The sequence below is a fragment of the uncultured Campylobacter sp. genome, assembly GCF_937997595.1.
In the GTDB taxonomy this organism is placed as follows: domain Bacteria; phylum Campylobacterota; class Campylobacteria; order Campylobacterales; family Campylobacteraceae; genus Campylobacter_B.
In genome coordinates, this window is record NZ_CALKTS010000162.1 from 1 (window position 1) to 5,871 (window position 5,871).

Annotated in this window: 6 protein-coding genes; 3 read left to right on the forward strand and 3 right to left on the reverse strand. The window is 47.2% G+C overall.

Annotated elements, in window-relative coordinates; genetic code table 11:
• The 3 genes from Q0614_RS05915 to Q0614_RS05925 all read left to right on the forward strand — a co-directional run.
• Positions 1 to 606: 7-cyano-7-deazaguanine synthase (locus Q0614_RS05915; RefSeq protein ID WP_298787229.1), on the forward strand; the 606-nt coding region annotated here is incomplete at its 5' end.
• A 304-nt stretch (positions 607 to 910) separates the two neighbouring features.
• Positions 911 to 1,369 (forward strand): hypothetical protein, encoded by a 459-nt coding sequence (locus tag Q0614_RS05920; RefSeq protein ID WP_298787231.1) that lies wholly within the window; start codon positions 911 to 913, stop codon positions 1,367 to 1,369.
• On the forward strand, positions 1,353 to 1,835 hold the full coding sequence (locus tag Q0614_RS05925) for a hypothetical protein (RefSeq protein ID WP_298787233.1): 483 nt from the start codon (positions 1,353 to 1,355) through the stop codon (positions 1,833 to 1,835). The genes Q0614_RS05920 and Q0614_RS05925 overlap by 17 nt, the downstream gene beginning before the upstream one ends.
• Before the next feature lie 58 nt (positions 1,836 to 1,893).
• Here the strand turns inward: Q0614_RS05925 and tsaD are convergent, their stop codons facing one another.
• The 3 genes from tsaD to Q0614_RS05940 form a co-directional block, all read right to left on the reverse strand.
• A complete protein-coding gene (tsaD, locus tag Q0614_RS05930; protein WP_298787235.1) occupies positions 1,894 to 2,901 on the reverse strand; it encodes a tRNA (adenosine(37)-N6)-threonylcarbamoyltransferase complex transferase subunit TsaD in 1,008 nt (335 codons plus the stop codon).
• Between the two features lie 355 nt (positions 2,902 to 3,256).
• Complete coding sequence (gene creD, locus Q0614_RS05935; protein WP_298787237.1) at positions 3,257 to 4,651, reverse strand: cell envelope integrity protein CreD; 1,395 nt, start codon at positions 4,649 to 4,651, stop codon at positions 3,257 to 3,259.
• A gap of 369 nt (positions 4,652 to 5,020) precedes the next feature.
• Positions 5,021 to 5,871, reverse strand: an 851-nt coding sequence (locus tag Q0614_RS05940) for a TonB-dependent receptor (protein WP_298787239.1), incomplete at its 5' end; no start/stop codon positions are given.

The window sequence follows — 5,871 nt, forward strand, 5'->3', positions numbered from 1 at the left end:
GGCGGCAAAATTTTAGCTCGCGACGACAAAATTTCACTGCAAGGCAGCAAAATTCTGGTTCAAGAAGGTGAAATTTTATCTCAAAGCGGAGCCGAGCCGCAGCAGGGCGACAAAATTTCATCAAAGCGCGCAGAGGGTGAAATTTTACCTCAGAGCCGAAGCGATAAAATTCCACCGCCAAGCGGCGAGAGCGCGTTTTCAGATCTGCCGAGCACCTACGTGCCGTTTCGTAACGGCGTGTTTTTGAGCATCGCCGCCGCCCTTGCCGAGAAGGAGCGCTGCGACGCGATCTTCATCGGCGTGGTGCAGGAGGACAGCAGCGGCTATCCCGATTGCAGCGCGGAGTTCATCGGCGCGTTTGAGCGAGCGCTCGATCTGGGCACGAGCCGCGACTTCCATCCGCGTATCAAAACCCCGCTCGTGCACCTTAGCAAGGCGCAGATCGTCTCGCTGGCGCTTGAAATCGGCGTGCCGTTAGAGCTTACGTGGAGCTGCTACGAGCGCGAGGACGCTGCATGTGGGCTTTGCGACAGCTGCTTGCTGCGGCTTAAAGGCTTTACGGGCGCCGGCGCGAAAGATAAAATCCCCTACGCGATAGAAGCTTAGGCGAGCTGCGACGAAATTTACCGAGCCCGCGTAGCGTGTAATCCGCATAGCGTTTAAATTTGAAATGCCGCATGGTTTGCGGCAGGATTTAAACACGCTGCGGCTTACACTTTGGCGCGCGCCGAGCTGCGGCTGTAAATTTAAACTGCGCTTCGGAATTTGAAAAATTTTAATGCGAGCGTTGCGCACGGTTCAAAGCGAAAATCAATTATAAATTTAATTCCTATGCCATATTTATTAGCGCATAGGCGGATATAAACATATCGCGGTATAATCCGAGAATTAAAATTTTAAGGAGGAGAGAATGGCGTTTGAAAATGCGATCATCACTAAAGAGGATGATGAGAAGTACGGGTTAAGCAAATTGTTTTATCAATTTAATCCCGTTTATAAAACTTTACCCGATGGAAAATCGTGGGTCGTCGATAGAAATGCAGATTGCTGGCTTATGGAAACTAAATTTTTTCAAGATCCGGAATACGATCATGCATATCTTAAGAAATCGGTTTGGACTTTATATTATAAAGGAGAGATAATAGAGATTACGCTTGATTATGAAAACAATATATCGGATACAGAAAAATTTCATAGAATTTGGAAGCTTTTAGAATTAAAGCCAAAAGAAACCAAATCCCTTTCAAAAAATCAAATACTTATGCTTTTAAATAAAATTTTGAATGTATATGGATATGACGGCGCTTGGGGGCAGATTGAAAATTTCACTATGGAATTACAAGATTTAGTTGATGGGAGAGAAAAATAAAATGGCGTTTGAAAATGCAATCATCACTAAAGAGGATGATGAGAAGTATGGATTGAGTGAAATTTACTACAAATATAATCCATATTATAAAATTTTTGTCGGTAGACTGGATTGGACTATTGACAGAGTAAGAAACTGTTGGTTATGGAAAGTTTATAATTTTCCAGACTATGAATATGATCATAATACTCTTGAAAAAGCTATTTGGATTTTATATTCTAATGGAGATTTTATAGAAGTTGTTCTTGATTATGAAATTGATAAAACAGTAGGGCCAAAGAGACTTCATAGAATTTGGCAATTATTAGGTTTAAGCCCAATGCATACAAAAACACTTTCAACTGATGAAGTAATTTCAATTTTAAATGAAAGCCTGGAAACATATGGAGAATATGGCTATACTGAAACTATGCAGTCATCATATAGCTACTCCATGGAAATACAAAATTTAATCAAAGAAAAATAGAATGGCGTTAAAAATACAATCGTCACAAAAAGGGACGGCAGTGAACTAATTGAAAATTTCACTCAAACGCCGAGCGTAGATTTAGATGCGGGATGATCTCAAGCTCTGTAGGCGCGACGAAATCCTTTTTACGCAGCTTTTCTATCGCCGCGCGCGCAATCATAGCGGCATTATCGGAGCAAAATTTCATCGGCGCAAAAAATATCTCACAGCCCGTCCGCTCGCACAAATCAGTCAAAAGTCCGCGCAGATGCAGGTTTGCGCTTGCTCCGCCCACGACGCCGAAGCGCGCAAAGCGGCGCAGCTCAAAGATTCGCTGCAATTTATCCAGTATGTGCGCGCACGCCGCGTCCTCAAAGCAGCGCGCCAGATCGCGCATCGCCCGCTCATCTAGCTCGCCCGCCTCTTTTAGCTTTTCGATCTGCACGCGCACGGCGTTTTTAAGCCCAGAGAAGCTATACTCTAGCCGCCTATCGCCCTTTAGCGGTACGGGCAGTTCAAACCTCGGCTCGCCGCCTTTTGCAAGCTCCTCGATGAGCGCGCCGCCCGGGTAGCCGAGACCCAGCATTTTGGCGATCTTATCGAAGCTCTCGCCGAAGCTGTCGTCGCCCGTGGTCGCTAAAATTTCGATCCCCCCCGCCGCGTCGATATCCAAAACCATCGTGTGTCCGCCGCTAACGAGCAAAACGCCCATCGGGAATCGCGCCTCGCCGTGCAAAAACAGCGAGTAAACGTGGCCTATGAGATGATTTACGCCGATGAGCGGCAAATTTAGCGCGAGCGCGAGCGCTTTTGCCATATTTACGCCGCCGATCAGGCTCACGCTAAGCCCTGGGGTATTGGTCGCTGCGACGGCGCTAAGCTCGCTAAAATAGGGCTTTGCACGCTGTAAAATCCGCGGCAGCGCCTCCGTATGCAGCCTCGCGGCAAGCTCGGGCACGACACCGCCGTATTTGGCGTGATCGGCCTCCTGGCTTATTTTTTCGTAAAATTTCAGCTCGAAACTGCGCTCATCCATCACCGCGACCGAGCTGTCGTCGCAGCTGCTCTCAATAGCAAGTATCACACGAAATCCTTAAAATTTTTCGCTCATTATACTCAAAAATCGGCGCAGATGAAATTTTAAAATTTAAAGCGGCGCGCTTTAAATTTTGTCTTTGTCGCGACATACTCGCGCTCGCGGGGCAAAATTTTAAAATTCGCCGTTCGGCTCGGTCGCGGTACGCTAGCGGAATTAAATTTAAAACGCGTCGCCATCGCACTATTTTTGCCGCTACGATGCGCTCCGTATCTGCCGCGGCGGATAAATTTTAAATAGATGAAATTTTGGCAGTTGAAATTTAGCGAGCAAATTTAAAATGGCCTTTGGATTTTAAAGCTCCAAAGGCCGTTGCGATTAAATTTAGCGGCAAATTTAAAGGCTAAATTTCAGGCTCTTGCTCCTGCTTTTTCTCGCCGCTTGGGATCGCCGTGTCGTACCAGTCGAGCTTGCGCGTAAAATACATCACCAGCGAAATCACCGCGAATATCATCAGACTTCCCATTAATAGGGCGTAGTCTTCGGAATTTAAGATGACATAGAGGATCGCATATGAAACGAGCTGAACGCAAGTGATGAAAATGCCCCAGCGCGCGCCTTTAAAAATCGCGCTCGCGTAGAAAAATACTATCGCGCTGACCGCGATCGCCGAGATGGCGTAGCTGATCGCAAAGCCTATATGCTCGGAGAGCGAAAGCACCAGCAGGTAGAAAACGACGTCTTCCAGGCCGATGAGTAGATACTGGATCGGGTGGATGCGCTCGTGAGTATAAACCTCGCACAAAAAGATCGCTAAAAATGGCACCGCTAAGAATAACAACGCGTAATCCGTGCAGCGTTTAATCAGCGAGTAGTTATTTACGGGCTCGATGAAGCCGATACTTACGGCATCATTTCTATCGTCGTTGCTGCGCCAGTTCGTCATAGCGACGCGGTCATCTTGATCTGCAAGCCACGCAGGAGCAATGCCTGCTGCTAAGCCTGTAACTTCCCACGAAGCTTTAAAACCGCTAGCGCTTACCTCGCGCGATTTGGCGATAAAGCCGCCGCCAAAGCTAGGCGATGCCCAAGTAGAGCTAATTTCAAAACGGCTATTTTGCGCGATCGGAGCTAGATGAAGTGCCTCGCCGCCTTGGATTTTAAGCGTGCCGCTGATGCTAAAATCAGACGACAGCGCTGAAGCGGGGAGCTTGTAGATTAGGCTTCGATCGAAAATTTTAGCTTCGGTGTTGCCGTGATATTGCTTAAGCTCCTTGCCGTTTAAGCTTAAAGCGGGGGAGGCGGTGAAGGATTTTTGATTGCCTACGCCGAGCACTAGCACGGCTTCGTCGAAATTTAGCCGCGCAGGATCAACGCCGAGTTCGGTATAGTTTATCGCCTCAAAGTCCGCCTTAAGCGCGAAGTCGCCGTTATATATCGGAACGCGAAAAATTCCGCGCTTTAGATAGGTGGGGTCGATCTGCGCTGATAAGAAGTAGTTTTTAGGCACGATGATGAAATTTTTCTCTACGCGCCTTTTTACGAGCTCGTTGTTGCTTTTATCTATCGCTTCGATTATCTCTGCGTAGGGCACTACGATCGCAAGGCCCTGGATTTGCAGCTCACCACCCACCGGCGTGAGGATCGAATCCTGCGCGAGCTGCTTGGTTTCGGAGCGCGAGTAGGTAAGATTATCGATAAAGCTTAGCGGGATTAGCAGCAGCAAAAGCAGCACTAAAACTATGAACGGTTTCGTCCAAAACGCGCCGCGAATGGCGTTTTTAGTATAATTTAACAAAGGCTCTCCTTTTAAGTAGAATTTAAAACAGAATTTTAACTACGAAGAGTAAATGGACGGCGCTTGAAGCGGGAGGAATTTTATAAATTCTAAACGAACTTCGGATGTGAAGCGCTGCGGATATCGCTTTGAATTTTGAGGATTTTGCCGTAAGCTAGAATTTCATTGCGAATGAGAATTTTGCTATTTGCAAAAATTTTATGAGAAAATTTCTGTTAGTAGAATTTAAAAATTTAAAAGCTTGAAATTCTAAGTCTAAGAATTTCAAATTTCCAAAGCCCTTGGAATTTTGAAATTCCAAGGGCTTTGAATTTTTAAAATTTCGCCGCTTTAGCGTGCAAAATTTCGTACCGTCATCTCGCGTAAGCTTTAAAATTTATACGCCACGCTTAGCTTGAAATTTCGTCCCGGCTCCCAGTCGATAGCGTTTGAATCACCGGTGAAATCGGCGCTGCGCTGCGAGTGCGATGCGTAGGCTTTATCAAAGAGATTGTAAACGCCAGCGTTGATCTCAAGCCCTTTAAATCGCCCGCTATCCGGAGCGTAGGTCACATATAGATCGTGAACCGCGTAGCTAGGCACTTTTGTTTTTTCGTCGCTAGCTGCGGAGGCTACGTTTTTGGAGTCGAAAAAGAGCAAGTTATAACCCAGCAGTAGATCCGCCGCAGAGATTGCGTACTCGGCATTGAAGGTGTATTTATCGCCATAGTCGCGGTAGCCGATGATGTTTGAGCTTAGATAGCCCGAGCCGCTGCGCACGCGATCTTTATATTCTACGTGCTGGTGGGTGTAACCCGCAGCAAGGCTCAAATCATCTAATATTAATCTTGCGTAAAGCTCGACGCCGTCAATATCCGCACCGCCTGCGTTAGCCCTGCATAAGGTGCCCTGCGCGCCTCCCGGGCAGCCGACGATTCCGCCCGCCGCGTTGTTATCTACGATGAGATTTTTATACTCCGTTCTGAAATACTTCGCAGTTAGGCTTACTGAGGAATTCTCTCCTAGCTCGCTTTTGTAGCGACTGCCTATTTCGTAGGCGTTACCCGTAGTGGCCTTTAAATTTTCATTGGCCATCCAGCTTAGTGGTCTGCCGCGGCTAGTACCCGTAGCCATCATGCTCTCCATTACGTCAGGTCCTCTAAATACTCGCGCATAGCTCGCAAACGCTCCAAATCCCGCGCCGATCTCGTAATCAAGCGCCAAGGCGGGGCTTACTTCGT